The 15,792-nt window shown below is 44.8% G+C and carries 21 protein-coding genes; all 21 read left to right on the top strand.

The annotated features are described in order from the left end of the window. Positions 1–53: 53 nt before the first annotated feature. The 21 genes from ACXQIQ_RS00615 (at position 54) to ACXQIQ_RS00715 (ending at position 15,182) form a co-directional block, all read left to right on the top strand. Positions 54–578, top strand: a complete 525-nt coding sequence (locus tag ACXQIQ_RS00615) for a YqhR family membrane protein (RefSeq protein WP_439300666.1) — start codon at positions 54–56, stop codon at positions 576–578. A gap of 117 nt (positions 579–695) precedes the next feature. After that, positions 696–1,139: a type II 3-dehydroquinate dehydratase gene (gene aroQ / locus ACXQIQ_RS00620; RefSeq protein ID WP_439300665.1), complete on the top strand. Its 444-nt coding sequence runs from the start codon at positions 696–698 to the stop codon at positions 1,137–1,139. Further along, on the top strand, positions 1,136–2,203 hold the full coding sequence (locus ACXQIQ_RS00625; RefSeq protein WP_439300664.1) for a M24 family metallopeptidase: 1,068 nt from the start codon (positions 1,136–1,138) through the stop codon (positions 2,201–2,203). Before aroQ ends, ACXQIQ_RS00625 begins: the two co-directional genes overlap by 4 nt. 18 nt (positions 2,204–2,221) lie before the next feature. Beyond that, positions 2,222–2,779 (top strand): elongation factor P, encoded by a 558-nt coding sequence (gene efp / locus ACXQIQ_RS00630; protein ID WP_439300663.1) that lies wholly within the window; start codon positions 2,222–2,224, stop codon positions 2,777–2,779. Between the two features lie 153 nt (positions 2,780–2,932). Next, the gene (locus tag ACXQIQ_RS00635; RefSeq protein ID WP_439300662.1) at positions 2,933–3,214 is read left to right on the top strand and encodes a YqhV family protein; all 282 of its coding nucleotides are present in this window, start codon (positions 2,933–2,935) and stop codon (positions 3,212–3,214) included. A gap of 75 nt (positions 3,215–3,289) precedes the next feature. Next, entirely contained in the window at positions 3,290–4,234 is a 945-nt protein-coding gene (gene spoIIIAA / locus ACXQIQ_RS00640; protein WP_439300661.1) for a stage III sporulation protein AA, read from the top strand. Beyond that, positions 4,231–4,743, top strand: coding sequence for a stage III sporulation protein SpoIIIAB (gene spoIIIAB, locus ACXQIQ_RS00645; RefSeq protein WP_439300660.1), 513 nt, complete (start codon positions 4,231–4,233; stop codon positions 4,741–4,743). Before spoIIIAA ends, spoIIIAB begins: the two co-directional genes overlap by 4 nt. A 19-nt stretch (positions 4,744–4,762) precedes the next feature. Continuing rightward, the gene (gene spoIIIAC / locus ACXQIQ_RS00650) at positions 4,763–4,969 is read left to right on the top strand and encodes a stage III sporulation protein AC (protein ID WP_221565492.1); all 207 of its coding nucleotides are present in this window, start codon (positions 4,763–4,765) and stop codon (positions 4,967–4,969) included. 13 nt (positions 4,970–4,982) lie between these two features. Further along, on the top strand, positions 4,983–5,372 hold the full coding sequence (gene spoIIIAD / locus ACXQIQ_RS00655) for a stage III sporulation protein AD (RefSeq protein ID WP_439301967.1): 390 nt from the start codon (positions 4,983–4,985) through the stop codon (positions 5,370–5,372). A 53-nt stretch (positions 5,373–5,425) separates the two neighbouring features. Further along, positions 5,426–6,583, top strand: coding sequence for a stage III sporulation protein AE (gene spoIIIAE, locus ACXQIQ_RS00660; RefSeq protein ID WP_439301966.1), 1,158 nt, complete (start codon positions 5,426–5,428; stop codon positions 6,581–6,583). A gap of 21 nt (positions 6,584–6,604) precedes the next feature. Beyond that, positions 6,605–7,213, top strand: coding sequence for a stage III sporulation protein AF (gene spoIIIAF, locus ACXQIQ_RS00665; protein ID WP_439300659.1), 609 nt, complete (start codon positions 6,605–6,607; stop codon positions 7,211–7,213). Between the two features lie 6 nt (positions 7,214–7,219). Next, on the top strand, positions 7,220–7,873 hold the full coding sequence (gene spoIIIAG, locus ACXQIQ_RS00670; protein ID WP_439300658.1) for a stage III sporulation protein AG: 654 nt from the start codon (positions 7,220–7,222) through the stop codon (positions 7,871–7,873). A gap of 3 nt (positions 7,874–7,876) precedes the next feature. Next, positions 7,877–8,419 (top strand): SpoIIIAH-like family protein, encoded by a 543-nt coding sequence (locus ACXQIQ_RS00675; protein WP_439300657.1) that lies wholly within the window; start codon positions 7,877–7,879, stop codon positions 8,417–8,419. Between the two features lie 336 nt (positions 8,420–8,755). Beyond that, on the top strand, positions 8,756–9,256 hold the full coding sequence (accB, locus tag ACXQIQ_RS00680; RefSeq protein WP_439300656.1) for an acetyl-CoA carboxylase biotin carboxyl carrier protein: 501 nt from the start codon (positions 8,756–8,758) through the stop codon (positions 9,254–9,256). Positions 9,257–9,265: 9 nt separating this feature from the next. Continuing rightward, positions 9,266–10,639 (top strand): acetyl-CoA carboxylase biotin carboxylase subunit, encoded by a 1,374-nt coding sequence (accC, locus tag ACXQIQ_RS00685; RefSeq protein WP_439300655.1) that lies wholly within the window; start codon positions 9,266–9,268, stop codon positions 10,637–10,639. A 1-nt stretch (position 10,640) separates the two neighbouring features. Beyond that, entirely contained in the window at positions 10,641–11,048 is a 408-nt protein-coding gene (locus ACXQIQ_RS00690; RefSeq protein WP_226546408.1) for an Asp23/Gls24 family envelope stress response protein, read from the top strand. Positions 11,049–11,438: 390 nt separating this feature from the next. Next, on the top strand, positions 11,439–11,831 hold the full coding sequence (gene nusB / locus ACXQIQ_RS00695; protein WP_439300654.1) for a transcription antitermination factor NusB: 393 nt from the start codon (positions 11,439–11,441) through the stop codon (positions 11,829–11,831). Between the two features lie 14 nt (positions 11,832–11,845). Beyond that, complete coding sequence (folD, locus tag ACXQIQ_RS00700) at positions 11,846–12,709, top strand: bifunctional methylenetetrahydrofolate dehydrogenase/methenyltetrahydrofolate cyclohydrolase FolD (protein WP_439300653.1); 864 nt, start codon at positions 11,846–11,848, stop codon at positions 12,707–12,709. Next, a complete protein-coding gene (gene xseA / locus ACXQIQ_RS00705) occupies positions 12,709–14,061 on the top strand; it encodes an exodeoxyribonuclease VII large subunit (RefSeq protein ID WP_439300652.1) in 1,353 nt (450 codons plus the stop codon). The genes folD and xseA overlap by 1 nt, the downstream gene beginning before the upstream one ends. Then, a complete protein-coding gene (locus tag ACXQIQ_RS00710; protein ID WP_226546404.1) occupies positions 14,061–14,294 on the top strand; it encodes an exodeoxyribonuclease VII small subunit in 234 nt (77 codons plus the stop codon). Before xseA ends, ACXQIQ_RS00710 begins: the two co-directional genes overlap by 1 nt. Next, positions 14,295–15,182: a polyprenyl synthetase family protein gene (locus ACXQIQ_RS00715; RefSeq protein WP_439300651.1), complete on the top strand. Its 888-nt coding sequence runs from the start codon at positions 14,295–14,297 to the stop codon at positions 15,180–15,182. Positions 15,183–15,792 lie beyond the last annotated feature (610 nt).

Raw genomic sequence — 15,792 nt, forward strand, 5'->3', positions numbered from 1 at the left:
TAAAAATAGAATTCCAATCAACGGATATACTAAACTTCGGAGGTGTTTCGTTGATGGAAACAGAGCGAAAACAAGATGAGCGGTTGGAACAGAACAAGGATGAGCGACAGTTTTCCTTTACAGGCAGAGTACTGACCATCGGTTTTGTCGGGGGTGTATTCTGGAGTCTGATCGGTTATGCCGTTTACATGTTGAATTTCACGAAAATACGACCTGCATTGGTATTGTCCCCCTGGGTGGTAGGGGATTGGAAGGATAAAGCGTTAGGTGACTGGATCGGAATTATCCTCATCGGTCTGTTATCCATGCTGGTCGCAATCATTTATAAAGTCGTGTTAGCCAAATTCAAGCACATGATGACAGGTGTCCTATACGGTATAGCGCTTTGGCTAATCGTGTTCTATTTGTTACGGCCGATGTTTCCAGGGTTGAAGCCGATCCAAGAGTTAGGCACGAACACGCTGGTGACGACATTATGTTTATATGTGCTGTACGGATTGTTCATCGGTTTCTCCATCTCATTTGAGTATGATGAATTGCAGAAAGCCCGTGAGTCTCGCCGGAGCGAGAACCAATAAACTATTCAAACAGAATGACCTATGATAGAATGTTCAATGGAACATTCTGTTTTTTTAACATTGAAAAAAGTCCCGTTTGTAAAGGGTTTCTAGGAACTTGAGGGAGAGTCGTACATAATGAGAATTCTGGTGATCAACGGTCCCAACTTGAACAGGTTAGGCAAACGTGAACCAACGATTTATGGAAAAGAGACCCTAGAGCAGATCATGGAGACTTTGGAAGAGAAAGCCAAAGGACTTGGATGCGAAATTGTACACAAACAATCCAATCACGAAGGAGATCTCATCGATTGGATCCATCAGGCAGAGACTGATTTCGACGGCGTCATCTTGAACGCTGGCGCATTCACACATTACAGTTATGCGATCCGAGATGCCATTACGAGCATTTCGTTACCAGCCATCGAGGTGCACCTATCCAATATATATGCTCGAGAATCCTTTAGACATACCTCTGTTCTTTCAGAAGTCGTCATCGGTCAGATATCCGGATTTGGAAAAGTCGGATATGAGCTCGCATTAAGAGGACTCTTACATTATTTGAAGGGGGAAGAAAGATGAATCGAATTGAACGTTTAAGAGCTTTATTCAGTGAAAAAGGGATTGACGGAATGCTGATTACGAGTGCTAGTAATCGTCGCTATATGACGACATTCACAGGCTCATCTGGTGTTGTCTTGATTTCGGAAAAAGAAGCGAAATTCATCACGGACTTCCGTTATATCGATCAAGCGAATGAACAAGCAGCAGGTTATGAAATCGTCAAGCACACAGGTATGATGACAGATGAAGTGGCGAACCAGGCGAAGGAAATGGGAATCAAGAAGCTTGGTTTCGAACAGGATTATCTTACATATGCAGGGCATCAGTCTTATGCAGAGAAAGTGGAAGCGGATCTCGTTCCGATTTCTGGAGCGATTGAAAAACTCCGTCTCGTCAAAGACGCGGATGAACTGAAAATCTTGAAAGAGGCAGCTGAGCTTGCAGACCGTACATTCGAACATATTCTCAACTACATCAAGCCGGGCATGCGTGAAATTGATGTTTCAAATGAGCTGGAGTTCTTCATGCGTAAAAATGGTGCGACCTCTTCTTCATTCGATATCATTGTCGCTTCAGGCATCCGTTCTTCATTACCACATGGTGTGGCATCTGAAAAAGTCATTGAAAAAGGTGACATGATCACATTGGACTTCGGTGCGCTCTATAAAGGGTATTGCTCCGATATCACGCGTACGATTGCAGTAGGCGAGCCAAGTGAGAAAATGAAAGAAATCCATCAAATCGTCCTGGACGCACAGTTGAAAGGCTTAGAAGGATTGAAGCCGGGCATGACTGGTAAGGAAGCGGACGCATTAACGAGAGATTATATCAAAGAACACGGATTCGGAGACAACTTTGGCCATTCCACAGGTCATGGAATCGGGTTGGACGTCCACGAAGGCCCAGGACTATCGATGAAATTGGACACAGTCCTTGAGCCAGGTATGGTTGTCACGGTTGAACCTGGCATTTATGTATCGGGTCTTGGCGGAGTCCGAATCGAAGACGACGTCGTCATTACCGAAACAGGCTGCGAAAAGCTGTCGACATCTTCCAAAGAATTGTTTATCATAGGCGAGTAAAGAACAGGAGGAAACCTAATGATTTCAGTGAACGATTTTAAAACAGGATTGACGATCGAAGTAGACGGAGGCATCTGGACAGTGCTGGATTTCCAACACGTTAAACCAGGAAAAGGTGCAGCATTCGTCCGTTCCAAGCTTCGTAACCTCCGTACTGGAGCGATTCAAGAAAAAACATTCCGTGGCGGGGAAAAAGTAGCGAAAGCACACATCGACAATCGTCGTATGCAATACCTTTACTCTTCTGGAGAGGCGCATACTTTCATGGATACAGAGTCCTATGAGCAGCTTGAGCTTCAAACCGCTCAAATTCAAGAAGAGCTGAAGTATCTTCTGGAAAACATGAGTGTCCAAGTTCAAATGTACCAGGGTGAAATCATCGGGGTTGAACTTCCGAACACAGTTGAACTGGAAGTGACTGAAACAGAACCAGGTATCAAAGGTGATACGGCTTCTGGTGGTACGAAGCCTGCGACTGTTCAGACTGGATTGACGGTTCAAGTACCATTCTTCGTCAACGAAGGAGACGTACTGATCATCGATACACGTTCTGGAGAGTACGTATCAAGAGCATAATAGCGTAAATTGAAGCTGCCCAAACAGAGTTTGGGCAGTTTTTTTGTGTCGTAACTCCCCCTCATCTCACCGTAACCCCACCCACCCCAAATATTCCATTCTTTTTCTTGAATCGTTCACATAGGTTGTACAAAAAAGAAAGTGGAGCGATTTATGAAGCATCTTCTCGATTTGTTTGATTCCACCGTATTGAATATGGCAGGTCTCCGGTTGCTGTCCGCTTCGTTTGAACTCACAGCAGTCGTTTTAATGTTGTATTTCAACTCGATACAAAAAGCGATCATCATCAATGGTTCGTTAGCTTTGGTCGGCCCGATCATCTTCATTTTTACAATGTCGCTTGGATTGGTCGGAATAGCTGGAGATATTTCATTCAGTAAGCTAGCTCTGATTGGACTAGGCGTATGCTTGGTCGTAATCGGTGTTCTTAAATAACGCTTGAACAGGTCATAAAACCCCTTGTGCCGCATACATTGGAAACAAGCCCATACAGAAAGAAGTGGGATCCAGATGAAAGAAATCATACACGTTTTACCGGACTCGATTCAAAAGATCATCACCTCTTTAACATCAACAGAGGAGATTGAAGAGATCCGCATTCGAGTCAACAGACCGTTAGAGATTGTGAGAAATGGACGACCTTTCAATCCATCGAAAACTGGAAGAGAACCTTACATGGTCACCCTTGAAGATGGAATACACCTGATGAATAAACTGAGCCAATTCTCCTTGTATGCTTTTGAAGAAGAGTTGCGGAGAGGTTATATCACGATCAAAGGTGGTCACCGAGTAGGGCTGGCGGGAAAAGTGATAACCGAAAAAGGACAAGTCAAAGCAATTCGGGATGTGAGTTCATTCAACATCCGGGTTGCAAGACAGAAGCAAGGAATTGCAGTTCCACTGGCTCCCTATCTTTACAGCAAGCGGTGGCTGAACACTCTTATCATCGGTCCGCCTCAATCTGGGAAGACAACCTTACTCAGAGATTTAGCCAGAGTGGCCAGTGAAGGCTTGCCACAATGGAAAATTGAAAGCTCGAAGGTGGGGATTGTGGATGAGCGTTCTGAAATTGCAGGTTGCATCCAAGGTGTGCCCCAACATGAGCTCGGTTCAAGGGTCGACGTACTCGATTCCTGCCCGAAAGCAGAAGGGATCATGATGATGATTCGCAGTATGAGCCCTGAAGTGATCGTAGTAGATGAAGTCGGGCGGCAGGAGGATGCGGAATCAATACTGGAAGCTCTCAATGCTGGCGTGCAGATGATCATGACAGCCCATGGATACAGCATCGAAAACGTATTGAAACGTCCGACACTCAAGAAACTGGTGGATATCCAGTTGTTTGATCGGTTCGTAGAAATGTCGCGCGTACACGGGAACAACCGGATCAAAAGAATTCTCGATGCTGATTTGAAACCGATCCAAGTCTCGTATAAAGAGAGGATCTCACGATGAACATGATCGGAGCGCTTTGTATTATTCTTGCGACAACGTGGGCTGGTTTCGAATGGGCGAAACGAATGCAGGAGCGGCCTCGTCAATTGCGACAATTGAAAGTCGCTCTCCAATCATTAGAAGCAGAAATCGTTTATGGGATGACACCATTATATGAAGCGTGCACCCATTTATCCAAACAAATGAAGGAACCGCTGTCCCTCTTTTTTGAACAACTTGCTTCACGATTATATACAGGTCACACAACCGTCCAGAAAGCCTGGGAGGAAAGTTTGGAAGTGATTCAGAGACACACTGCTTTCCAAAAGGGTGAGCTGGAGGTGTTGAAGCAGTTCGGAGCAACACTTGGGAGGCACGACCGTGAGCACCAACAAAAACAAATCAGACTCACGATCGTCCATCTTGAGCGCGAGGAGAAGGAAGCCGTAGAAATTCAGCACCGTTATGAAAACATGGTGAAAAGTCTCGGGTTTTTGACCGGTTTGCTGATTGTCATATTGCTCATCTAGTTGGAGAGGAGAAACAGAAATGCCATACGATGTGAACACCATTTTTCAAATTGCTGGAATCGGTATTGTGATCGCGATGTTACATACCGTGTTGAAACAGATGGGGAAAGAGGACATTGCGCATTGGATCACTTTAATCGGTTTCGTGTTGGTTCTCTTTATCGTCATCACTCTTTTAGACGATCTGTTCCAACAAATCAGAGGTGTGTTCCTCTTCCAGGGATGAGGAGGGGTTTGAAATCGAAATCATCCAAATCGTCGGTTTTTGCCTGATTGCGACTTTTCTGACCATCATCATCAAAGAACAGAAGCCCGCGTTTTCGTTTCTGATCGTCCTGTTTGCAGGTGCAGCGGTCTTTTTATTCTTGATTGGAAAAATCCAGACCGTCATCACGATGCTGGAACGCCTTGCGACGAATGCGAACTTGAATATGGTGTATGTGGAGACGATCCTGAAAATTATCGGAGTTGCCTATATCGCTGAATTCGGTGCTCAAATTACGAGGGATGCGGGTCAAGGGACGATGGCGTCCAAAATCGAATTGGCAGGCAAAGTATTGATACTGGTCATGGCCATTCCGATTCTTACTGTTCTTATTGAAACGATAATCGATCTGCTGCCAAGTTAGGGGGGAATGATGTGGCAAAACGTTCAAATCCAACATTCTTTACCGTACTCTTGATGGCGATCGTTTTTTTTACGTTGATGGGACAACCTGTGCCTAAAGTGATGGCCGAAACGAATGGCAGCGATCCGTTGAAAGAAAGCTTGCAGATTGAAGAAGAACATTTTGACGATATACGGGAGTATTGGAATGAAATCCGTAATAAATACGGGGGATTTTTACCGGAAAGTCAGAAGGGGAGCATCCTTGAATTCATCCAAAGTGACAAAGATTTTTCATTCAAGGAGTGGGGAATCGCCCTTCTGAAATATCTCTTCCATGAGATTTTGAGCAATGGCAAATTGCTTGGAATGCTGATCATGTTGACATTATTCAGCATGCTGCTTCAAACGATGCAGAACGCGTTTGAGAACCAGGCGGTCAGCCGGGTCGCTTATGGGATGGTTTACATGGTCCTGATCGTCATCGCCTTGAACAGCTTCCATGTCGCGGTTTCGTATACAACGGATGCGATCCAAAACATGAACGCGTTCATCGTTGCCTTGATTCCATTACTACTCGCCTTGATGGCAACGACAGGAAGCCTGGTGTCGGTCGCTTTTTTCCATCCGTTCATCATCCTTCTCGTCAACACGAGCGGGATGTTGATCCAGCACTTTGTGTTGCCGCTCTTATTTTTATCGGCATTATTAAGCATCGTCAGTACGTTGACCGACCACTATAAAGTCACTCAGCTCGCCAATCTGTTACGGAATGTCGCAATCGGGGTGATGCTCGTCTTTTTCACCGTATTCCTCGGTGTCATCAGTGTTCAGGGGGCATCAGCTGCTGTTGCAGATGGAGTTGCAGTTCGGACGGCGAAATTCATCACCGGCAATTTCATCCCGGTCATCGGGCGAATGTTCACCGAAGCGACGGATACGGTGTTAAGTGCCTCTCTTCTATTAAAAAACACCGTCGGGATCGCTGGAGTCGTCATCCTGATCCTTTTATGCGCATTCCCGGCATTGAAAATCCTATCTCTCGTCTTAATCTATCAAATTGCTGCTGCCGTCTTACAACCTCTTGGTGGAGGTCCGATCATCCAATGTCTCTCTATCATTAGTAAAAATGTCATGTTCATCTTCGCTGCTCTTTCCATCGTATGTTTCATGTTTTTCCTGGCTGTGACGATGATGATTGCTGCTGGTAATCTGACATTGATGATGAGGTAGAAAGGAAGGAGGGAGTTCTCTATGTCTTTCATATATGAATGGGTGACGAACATCATCCTCATCATTCTCTTGGCGACGATCTTGGAACTCTTACTCCCTTCTTCCGCGTTCCAAAAATATGTGAAGGTCGTCATCGGACTTTTGTTGATCATTTCGATTTTGAATCCATTGATCAAGTTCTTCTCTGTCGATCTCAACTCCCAGTTGGCTTCGTTCCAGGTAGAGGGGAGTGAAGAGGACCAAGCTCAGCTGAAAAATTTGATAGAAAACAAGAAAAGTGAAATACAAGCCTCACAAGATGCATATATTTTAGAACAAATGGCTGTCCAATTACGCCAGCAGGTGGAAGGAAAGCTAGAAGAACAATTTGATAAACGGTTAAAGGATGTGGTAGTTCAAGATCAATCCCAGAACGACTCGGGAAAAGACCAATGGGTCGTCCGCGTAACCGTGGAATCCTTTGAAGGGGAACAATCGATTGAAGTGGTCAGGGAAGTCAAGATTGATACATCGACATCCCTCCAAACGGAGGAGGAATCTCCTGATCTGGCTGAGATTGAACAATTCCTTTCGAAAGTATGGGAAATACCGACAGACCAGATTGTACTAGTAGAGGAAGGAGGATCGTAATGCAATATGTCTGATGACAAAAAGAAGAATGACTGGCTCAAATCGATTCTGAAGCCGACGAAAGAGGGGAAGAAGCTCAACCGGAAATCGCAATACATTTTATTAATCCTAGGATTCGGGGTTGCCATGATGCTCATTCAAAACCTGATTCAATCTCCAGAACCGACATCAGTCATGAATATGGCAGCGGGTGATCAGGAATCGAAGCCAACATTCTCAATGGGAAAATCAGACGATCCTTCATCCTTGATCCGGGAACTTGAAGAGCACTATGAAAACCAATTGAAAGAGCTCCTGGATGAAATGATTGGAGTACAAGATGCTGAGGTGATGGTCATTTTGGACTCTACCTTCCGGAAAATCGTAGAAAAAGAAATCAGCAAGCAAGAATCTACCACAGACGAAACAGACAAAAATGGAGGGAAACGCAAATCGACGACAAGTCAGACAGATGAAAAAGTCATCATCATTGATGGGAAGGGTGGCAAGGAGCCGTTCATCGTCAGTGTGGAAAAGCCTCAAGTGACAGGCGTATTGATTGTCGCGGATGGGGCCGAAAACCTTCAAGTGAAAAATTGGATCATTGAAGCTGTATCGAGAGTTTTCGATATGCCAAGTCACAAAGTCAGTGTTATTGCGAAAAAGCAGAAGGGGGAATAAGGAATGTTATTGAAGAAACAAACAGTTTGGTTGTTGACGATGTTGAGCTTGATCATTGTGTTGTCTGTTTACTACATTACAAGCCCTGAGCAATCTCCTGCGGATCTTGCCACTGAACAGAAGGATGGTAAAGAAGCCAGCAAAGAGGGCGCTGAAGCGGATGGCAAGTCTGTCGTCTCTGAAATCAACAGTGATGAATTGTTCATGGAACTACGCATGAAGATTCAAGACAAACGTTCTCAGCTTGCACAAAAATACAATGAAGTCATCGCCTCCACAAGCGTTTCAGCGGAAGTACAATCTGAAGCATTGGATCAACTGACCGCTTTACAGGAGCTCGCAATGAAAGAAGATACGCTCGAAACATTGATCAAAGGCATGGGCTATGAAGATGTCCTCGTCAACACGATGGGTGAGGAAGTGACGATCATCGTCCGCGTCGATGAGAAGCTATCTGCTCAAGAAGCGAATGCCATCATGCGTAAAGCGAAAGAACAACTTGGTGAGAAGCAAGTGGCAGTCCAATACCAGGCCGCAAAGAATTAAACCGAAATTCGAAAACTATATTAAGCATTTGAAACAGCCCGAGGAATCGGGCTGTTTTTCATTTGCCGTACCAGGCACCGATTACAAACGCCGTGGTATCAACGGTCTTGAATCGGTGCCTGGCACCATTTCAAAACCCTTGGTACATAAGGCCTCACAAAATGTACCTGGTACGAAATCGAAAGCGGTTTCTTTCTACAACTACACTGTTCAAGAGGATTATGGTATGATATAAACGAATTAGCACCTGCTCCCATAATAAGGTGTTAAGTTTTAGGTGCCATCTTTTATGCTATAATAAATCATAACCGTAGACATTTAGAAGGAGTGGAAGCAATGCTCAAAATTCAAGAAATTCGAGAATTGATCAAACTAATCGATCAATCCTCCATCAACGAATTCGAATATGAACAAGAAGGTGCAAAAATCAGCTTGAAGAAGGGTGGAGGCGAAACAGTCGTCCAACAAACCCCAGCTCCTCAAGCACGTGTAGAACAACCAGCACCTGCTCCACAACAGCAGCAACAAGCTCAACCAGAGCAAAAGGAACAAAAAGAAACTGAAAAGAGCGAACCAGTCAAAGAAATGGACGAATCTTTACATAAGATTGAGTCACCAATGGTAGGAACATTCTATTCTTCACCATCTCCTGAGGAAGATGTATATGTGAAGTCTGGAGACAAAGTTTCCAAAGACTCCATCGTCTGCATTATTGAAGCGATGAAATTGTTCAACGAAATCGAAGCAGAGGTTAATGGTGAAATCGTGGAAGTACTCGTAGAGAATGGTCAACTAGTGGAGTATGGACAACCATTATTCCTTGTAAAGAAACAATAGGTGATGCATATGATCAAAAAAGTTCTGATTGCTAACCGAGGAGAAATTGCCGTCCGAATCATCCGTGCATGTAAAGAGATGAACATTGAGACGATTGCCGTTTATTCAGAAGGGGATAAAGAATCGCTCCATGTCCGTATGGCTGATGAAGCATACTGCATCGGACCGATTTTAGCGAAAGAAAGTTACTTGAACTTCACGAACATCATGAGCGTCGCGACACTAACTGGTGCGGACGCTATCCATCCAGGATACGGATTCCTTGCTGAAAACGCAGATTTCGCTGAGATCTGTGCAGAATGCAACATCACATTCATCGGCCCGAGTCCGGATGCTATCAACCGTATGGGAACAAAAGACGTTGCTCGTACGACGATGAAAGAAGCGGGCGTACCGATCGTTCCGGGATCTGAAGGAATCATCGAATCCCCTGAAGAAGCGATTCAGTTGGCGGAAGATATGGGCTACCCTGTCATCATCAAGGCAACTGCCGGCGGTGGTGGTAAAGGGATCCGTGTCGCACGCACTGAGCAAGAGCTTGTCAAAGGGATCAAAATGACCCAGCAGGAAGCGGCTTCCGCTTTCGGTAACCCTGGCGTCTATATTGAAAAGTACATCGAGGATTTCCGTCACGTAGAAATTCAGGTTCTTGGAGACAATCATGGTAATGTCATTCACTTAGGTGAACGTGACTGCTCCATCCAGCGTCGTCTGCAGAAGTTGTTGGAAGAAACACCTTCTCCAGCACTTGATCCAGATAAGCGTGAAGAAATGGGGCAAGCAGCTGTCAGAGCTGCAAAAGCCGTGGATTACTCCGGTGCAGGTACCGTCGAATTTATCTTCGAATCAAACACAGGAAACTTTTATTTCATGGAGATGAATACACGAATCCAAGTTGAACACCCTGTTACTGAAATGGTTACAGGAACAGACTTGATCAAGGAACAAATTCGAGTGGCGTCCGGTGAACGTCTATCACTTGCCCAAGAAGATGTTACGTTCAATGGATGGTCCATCGAATGCCGGATCAATGCCGAGAACCCGGACAAGAATTTCATGCCATCAGCTGGTAGAATAGAAATGTACCTGCCACCAGGTGGACTTGGAGTACGAGTTGACTCTGCAGCATATCCAGGATATTTCATCCCACCTTATTATGACTCGATGATTGCGAAGGTCATTACGTACGGAAGTACGCGTGATGAAGCAATCAGAAGAATGAAACGCGCATTAAGCGAGTTCGTCATTGAAGGGATCGATACGACAATTCCTTTCCACCTTCGATTATTGGATCACGAAGCTTTCAATAGTGGAGAATTTAACACGAAGTTCTTGGAAATGTATGACTTGACATCAAAATCAGCTTCCAGTGGAGGTGAGTAGAATGAACGAATATCAAACATTTGAAATGGAAGAGAAAGATTCAGATTTAGGAAAAGTTGAAATCTCACCAGAAGTGATCGAAGTGATTTCAAGCATCGCTGCAACTGAAGTGGAGGGCGTGTCCTCCATGCGTGGCAATTTTGCTTCCGGAGTTGTTGAGCGCTTCGGGAAAAAGTCACTCGGTAAAGGGGTAAAAGTTGAACTTACCGAAGATGGAATCAACATCGATGTGTTCGTAACGATGAACTTTGGAGTTTCCATTCCGGATACAGCAGAAAAGATCCAGGAGAACATCCGCCACACGCTGAACACTATGACAGCTTTAGAGCCGAACCGTGTTGATGTTCATGTAGTTGGTGTCCAATTCGAAGGAAAACCGGACCCTCTAGAAGAAATCGAGGAATATTAAGATTGAACTGACTCGGATGTGAGACCCTTATGCCCTTTTTCATCGGGGAAAAGGATGTCCAACGTCCGGGTCAGTTTTTTATATTGGATTTGTATATTGATTTTAAACGAAATTCACGATACTCCTGCGGAAACAGAAAGTTAGGTCTCCAATGGATCTTCGACTGCTTTAAGGAACTTCGACTAAGTACCATCACGTCCTGTGATGAACGTGGAAGTCAGCACAAGGAATGCTCCTCTGAACTCTCATCGCAGACACGAAAATGTATCATTTTTGTGTTGACATTCTGTGCAAATAACGCTTAATCCTCAGAAAAATGGTGTATGCTGTTAAGGGAAGAATCTCTATGCTATCATCAGATAGAGAAGAAATGAAAGGAAGTATCAAATCATGAAAAGAAGGATTGCAAGGGAGAAGGCATTACAGTCCTTATTCCAAATAGATGTAAGTGAATTGGACCGAGATGAAGCGATCGGTCACGTATTAGAGGAAGGCGAAGAACGTGATGCTTTCCTGATCCAATTAGTAGAAGGTACGCTCGACAACTTGGAACCAATTGATGAAATAATCAAGCGTCACCTGGAAAATTGGAGCTTTGAAAGAATTGGAAACGTCGACCGTTCTGTCCTCAGATTGGCCGTTTACGAAATGAAGTATTTAGAAGATATTCCAATCAACGTGACATTCAACGAAGCGATCGATCTTGCCAAAACATTCGGGGGAGACGAATCCGGTCGATTTGTAAATGCGGTCCTTTCAAAAATAAGCAAAACAATCCAATAGCGGAGGGGATATGAATGGTTGCAGAGCTTATCAAAGGGAATGAAATCGCTCAAGCGAAAAGGAACGAGATGAAAGAAGAAGTCAGTCGTTTGAAAAAAGAGGGGATTGTACCAGGCTTGGTGGTCATCATCGTCGGTGAGAATCCTGCCTCGCTTTCCTATGTAAAGGGAAAAACGAAAGCTTGTAAACAAGTCGGGATTGACGGAAAGCTTATTGAACTTCCGGAAGAGACCTCTGAGGAAAAACTGCTAGAAGTCATTCATCAATATAATGAGGATGAGTCCTGTCACGGCATACTCGTCCAACTGCCTCTACCTGACCACATCTCTGAAACAGCCATCATAGAAGCCATTTCACCAGAGAAGGATGTGGATGGATTCCACCCAATCAATATTGGAAGGATGATGACCGGGCAACGTGCATTTTTACCGTGTACGCCTTATGGCATCATCGAAATGGTCAAAGCGAAGAACATCACCATCGAAGGAAAGCATGTCGTTGTGATCGGACGAAGTAACATCGTCGGAAAACCCGTCGGACAGCTTTTCTTGAATGAGCATGCAACCGTTACATATTGTCACTCCAGAACACCGAATATGAAAGAGATAGCCAAGCAAGCTGACATACTCGTCGTTGCAGTCGGCAAAATGAATTTTATCGGGAAAGATTACATCAAACCAGGAGCTGTCGTCATTGATGTCGGAATTAATCGTAAAGATGATGGTAAGCTGACGGGTGATGTGAATTTTGAAGAAGCAGAAGAAATCGCGGCTTATCTGACACCTGTTCCAAAAGGGGTAGGACCGATGACCATAACCATGCTGCTTCAAAATACGATTCTTTCTGCGAAATGGAGTCATCAAGTAGGTGTACATTAATGCAACAAGATCGTTATATCAGTATTACAGAACTAACCCGTTATATTAAAAGAAAATTCGATCAAGACAGGACGCTTCAGGACATCTGGCTACGCGGGGAACTATCGAATGTAAAGTTCCACAGTCGCGGTCATATGTATTTTACGGTAAAAGATTCGAACAGCCGGGTCAATGCGGTCATGTTCGCTGGGAACAACCGTTTTCTGAAGTTCAGACCAGAAGAGGGTATGAAAGTCTTGATACGCGGTGAAGTTTCCGTTTACGAACCGCACGGACAATATCAATTATATGTAAAAGAAATGCAACCAGATGGAATCGGAAATCTGTTTTTAGCATTTGAAGAACTGAAGAAAAAGCTGGACTTTGAAGGTCTTTTTGCTGAAGAGACGAAAAAACCGTTACCAGCAATGCCAAAACGGATCGGAGTCATCACATCCCCGACAGGAGCGGCTGTACGGGATATTTTGACGACCATCAAACGTCGTTTTCCGATCGCAAAAGTGACAGTCATGCCTGTGCTCGTACAAGGACCGCATGCAGCCCCTAGCATTTCCCATGCAATCGACTACGCGAATGAAAAAGGGACCTGGGACGTCCTGATCGTGGGACGGGGTGGTGGTTCTATTGAGGAATTGTGGGCGTTCAATGAGGAAATTGTCGCCCGAAGTATTTACAAGTCACAAATTCCGGTCATTTCGGCAGTCGGACATGAAACCGACTTTACGATTGCTGATTTTGTAGCGGATGTAAGAGCAGCTACACCAACAGCAGCGGCGGAACTCGCAGTGCCTCATATTGAGGAGCTGGAAGAGCGGATCCGACAAAGGGAATTGCGTCTGACTAGAGCAGTTTCTGAACATGTGAAGAGCATGAGAACCGAGCTGAACCGGCTCCAACGTTCCTATGCATTCAAGTACCCGACTCAGCTTGTCAAACAGAAGGAACAAGATCTGGATCGGCTGATCGAGGGTTTACAAAAAAGCAAAACGAGAGCGTTCACAAGCAAAAAAGAGCATATCGGACGCTTACATGATCGCTTGCAAAGGAATCATCCAGCCAAACTGCATCAACAGTCAAAAGAGAGGCATCAATCCCTTGTACGCATGCTGCAAAAAGAAATGCGCACCAGCTATGAACAACACAACGCTGCATTCAAAGAGAAAGTCGGAAAGTTGAATGCGCTCAGCCCGTTAAGCATTATGGAACGAGGATACAGCCTCGCTTACCATGAAGGACAAGAAAAGCTCATCAAGAGTGTAAGCCAGGTACAACCTGGAGATCCGATTTCGGTTCGTTTGAAGGACGGGAAACTGGATTGCCAAGTTTGGGGACTTGAGGAGAGTGAAAAGTAATGGAAGAGAAGAAAGAACAATCATTTGAAGAAGCGATGCAAGAGCTTGAAGAAATCGTTGGCAAACTTGAAGAAGGTGACGTACCGCTCGAGGAATCCATCCGACTATTTCAAGAAGGAATGAAGCTTTCAAAGCAATGTCACGATAAATTGCAGCATGTGGAAAAGCAAATGGATGAATTACTGAAAGAAGATGGCGAAACTGAGCCGTTCACGATACAGGAGGACGAATAGGTGGATCAGGAAAGGTTTTTGGAGCTCCTACAGGAGAAGAAAAACTTCATAGACGACGCTCTGCCTGCGAAAGTGGAAGCGCTGAATGCCCAACCTACGTTGAAAGAATCCATGCTTTACTCCATTCTAGCTGGCGGAAAACGCTTAAGACCCACACTGCTACTCATGACGATTGAGGCGTTTGGGAAAAACAGCAAGCTCGGGCTGGATGTCGCTTGTGCAGTCGAGATGATCCACACGTACTCCTTGATTCATGATGATCTTCCTGCAATGGACGATGATGATTTCAGAAGAGGCAGTCCGACCAACCATAAGATTTATGGAGAAGCGCTTGCGATCCTTGCGGGTGATGGTTTACTCACTTATGCATTTGAAGTGATCTCCCGTTCCGAAAGCCTTGACAGTGACACGAAAATCGATTTGATCACCCATCTATCCAATGCCGCAGGTCCTGAAGGAATGGTGGATGGACAAGTAGCGGATATGGATGGAGAAGGTAAATCGCTTACGATTGAAGCTCTAGAGAACATTCATCGTAAGAAAACAGGTGCATTGCTTGGGTACTCCATATATGCAGGAGCGAGAATTAGTGGAGGTACGAAGGAACAGATGGAACATCTCGTCAAATTCGCACATTACCTTGGTCTCGCTTTCCAAATTCAGGATGACATTTTGGATGTTGAAGGCGATGAGGATAAGCTTGGAAAACCGATTGGCAGTGATGTTGGCAACAATAAGAGTACATACCCACATCTGCTAACATTGTTAGGTGCGAAAGAACAACTGCTTGATGTGGTGAAAGAAGCCAAGAGACATCTGCATAAAGCGAACATCGATCATAGTTGGCTCGAGCATTTTACAGATTATATGATTAGCAGAGATCATTAGAAATATTGAGCGAAATACGTGAATATGGTATATTATAATTACATGAGGAGTGGTGCAGTATTCTAGTCAGTCTCCCATTTCTGAGGGCGGGCCTAAAAATCCGCCAAAGGGCACATCGATGAAGTTCCTTGTATAGGCTCGAGGCGCCCAGCTTTGGGTCTACACTGGGAGTTAAGGCTAAAGGGCGATCCACAAAGGCATGTGGGCGTTGACCCTTTTGCCGCGGAGGACCTCAACTTTGCGATTTGCGTGCTAATACCTTATTGCGAACTGAGGTTATAAACCTGCTTTCATCGGTTTTTTCGGTCGCTAGAAACTATCGGTGAGCAGCGTAGCCTGCCTTGAGTGGGATTTGAGGGGATTATGGAAGAGGATGAATTTCTGGTTGGCCGCCGAAAGGATTCCATACCATATGAAATCAATCCTGCGAAAGAGGCTAGGGAATGGTAAAGACTGTCGAGGAAAACTCCTAGACTGTTCCATGTGACATTCAATGAGGATTATAGTGCGGACTAAGTGGTAATCTAGTCTGACGATTGGTGACAACGTCAAGAGGGGATTAAAGGGAAACCTCCAGTGTGGCAACGCACTGGTACCCCTCTGGGAAAAC

The sequence above is a fragment of the Pseudalkalibacillus sp. Hm43 genome (genome assembly GCF_054170705.1).

What these genes read in the sequence shown, in the direction of transcription:
- ACXQIQ_RS00615 (WP_439300666.1), top strand. Translation starts at nt 54, where the DNA reads ATGGAAACAGAGCGAAAACAAGATGAGCGGTTGGAACAGAACAAGGAT.
- aroQ (WP_439300665.1), top strand. Translation starts at nt 696, where the DNA reads ATGAGAATTCTGGTGATCAACGGTCCCAACTTGAACAGGTTAGGCAAA.
- ACXQIQ_RS00625 (WP_439300664.1), top strand. Translation starts at nt 1,136, where the DNA reads ATGAATCGAATTGAACGTTTAAGAGCTTTATTCAGTGAAAAAGGGATT.
- efp (WP_439300663.1), top strand. Translation starts at nt 2,222, where the DNA reads ATGATTTCAGTGAACGATTTTAAAACAGGATTGACGATCGAAGTAGAC.
- ACXQIQ_RS00635 (WP_439300662.1), top strand. Translation starts at nt 2,933, where the DNA reads ATGAAGCATCTTCTCGATTTGTTTGATTCCACCGTATTGAATATGGCA.
- spoIIIAA (WP_439300661.1), top strand. Translation starts at nt 3,290, where the DNA reads ATGAAAGAAATCATACACGTTTTACCGGACTCGATTCAAAAGATCATC.
- spoIIIAB (WP_439300660.1), top strand. Translation starts at nt 4,231, where the DNA reads ATGAACATGATCGGAGCGCTTTGTATTATTCTTGCGACAACGTGGGCT.
- spoIIIAC (WP_221565492.1), top strand. Translation starts at nt 4,763, where the DNA reads ATGCCATACGATGTGAACACCATTTTTCAAATTGCTGGAATCGGTATT.
- spoIIIAE (WP_439301966.1), top strand. Translation starts at nt 5,426, where the DNA reads ATGGCGATCGTTTTTTTTACGTTGATGGGACAACCTGTGCCTAAAGTG.
- spoIIIAF (WP_439300659.1), top strand. Translation starts at nt 6,605, where the DNA reads ATGTCTTTCATATATGAATGGGTGACGAACATCATCCTCATCATTCTC.
- spoIIIAG (WP_439300658.1), top strand. Translation starts at nt 7,220, where the DNA reads ATGTCTGATGACAAAAAGAAGAATGACTGGCTCAAATCGATTCTGAAG.
- ACXQIQ_RS00675 (WP_439300657.1), top strand. Translation starts at nt 7,877, where the DNA reads ATGTTATTGAAGAAACAAACAGTTTGGTTGTTGACGATGTTGAGCTTG.
- accB (WP_439300656.1), top strand. Translation starts at nt 8,756, where the DNA reads ATGCTCAAAATTCAAGAAATTCGAGAATTGATCAAACTAATCGATCAA.
- accC (WP_439300655.1), top strand. Translation starts at nt 9,266, where the DNA reads ATGATCAAAAAAGTTCTGATTGCTAACCGAGGAGAAATTGCCGTCCGA.
- ACXQIQ_RS00690 (WP_226546408.1), top strand. Translation starts at nt 10,641, where the DNA reads ATGAACGAATATCAAACATTTGAAATGGAAGAGAAAGATTCAGATTTA.
- nusB (WP_439300654.1), top strand. Translation starts at nt 11,439, where the DNA reads ATGAAAAGAAGGATTGCAAGGGAGAAGGCATTACAGTCCTTATTCCAA.
- folD (WP_439300653.1), top strand. Translation starts at nt 11,846, where the DNA reads ATGGTTGCAGAGCTTATCAAAGGGAATGAAATCGCTCAAGCGAAAAGG.
- xseA (WP_439300652.1), top strand. Translation starts at nt 12,709, where the DNA reads ATGCAACAAGATCGTTATATCAGTATTACAGAACTAACCCGTTATATT.
- ACXQIQ_RS00710 (WP_226546404.1), top strand. Translation starts at nt 14,061, where the DNA reads ATGGAAGAGAAGAAAGAACAATCATTTGAAGAAGCGATGCAAGAGCTT.